Source organism: Ancylomarina longa (assembly GCF_003996985.1).
In the GTDB taxonomy this organism is placed as follows: domain Bacteria; phylum Bacteroidota; class Bacteroidia; order Bacteroidales; family Marinifilaceae; genus Ancylomarina_A; species Ancylomarina_A longa.
Window position 1 is genome coordinate 1 of record NZ_RJJX01000090.1, and the last position, 921, is coordinate 921.

The 921-nt window shown below is 54.2% G+C and carries 2 protein-coding genes; both read right to left on the reverse strand.

Annotated features, from left to right (window positions below):
- A partial coding sequence (locus DLK05_RS16535; protein WP_148114116.1) for a phage terminase large subunit family protein occupies positions 1–444 on the reverse strand: 444 nt, incomplete at its 3' end.
- Positions 419–919: a DNA-packaging protein gene (locus DLK05_RS16540; RefSeq protein WP_209319938.1), complete on the reverse strand. Its 501-nt coding sequence runs from the start codon at positions 917–919 to the stop codon at positions 419–421. The genes DLK05_RS16540 and DLK05_RS16535, both read right to left, overlap by 26 nt.
- Positions 920–921: the final 2 nt, after the last annotated feature.

Here is a 921-nt window from a genome sequence, read left to right on the forward strand (position 1 = left end):
CTTCATGGTGAGCGTGTTATCCCGGTGCTTTTTGCCATACCACGGGGCCAGCGCCAGCAGCGACGGAATATCACGAATAGTCGGCTCAACGTGGGTTTTCATAAAGTTCTCGGCATCACCATCCGTCGGCAACCAGATAAGGGTGTTGCGCTGCTTATGCTCTATAAAGTAGGCATAAACACCCAGCAGCATTTTGGAATAACCGACACGGGCAGACTTCACCACATTCACCTCACGGATGTAGTCGCTGCCCATCGCATTCATGATGGCCCGCTGAAAGGGCAGTGTTTCCCAGCGCCCTTCCTGGTATGCGGATTCTTTCGGGAGATAGTAATTAGCATCCGCCCATTCAACGGCGGTCTKTGGCTCCGGCCTGAACAGTGAGCGAAGCCCRGCGCGGACAAAATGCCGCAGCCTGTTAACCTGACTGTTCGATATATTCACTCAGMAACCCMGGTATCMGTTCATCCAGCGCGGCTGCTTTGTTCATGGCTTTGATGATATCCCGTTTCAGGAAATCAACATGTCGGTTTTCCMGTTCCGGAAAACGCCGCTGCACCGACAGGGGGAGCCCGTCGAGAATACTGGCAATTTCACCTGCGATCCGCGACAGCACGAAAGTACAGAATGCGGTTTCCACCACTTCAGCGGAGTCTCTGGCATTCTTCAGTTCCTGTGCGTCGGCCTGCGCACGCGTAAGTCGATGGCGTTCGTACTCAATAGTTCCTGGCTGGAGATCTGCCTCGCTGGCCTGCCGCAGTTCTTCAACCTCCCGGCGCAGCTTTTCGTTCTCAATTTCAGCATCCCTTTCGGCATACCATTTTATGACGGCGGCAGAGTCATAAAGCACCTCATTACCCTTGCCACCGCCTCGCAGAACGGGCATTCCCTGTTCCTGCCAGTTCTGAATGGTACGGATAC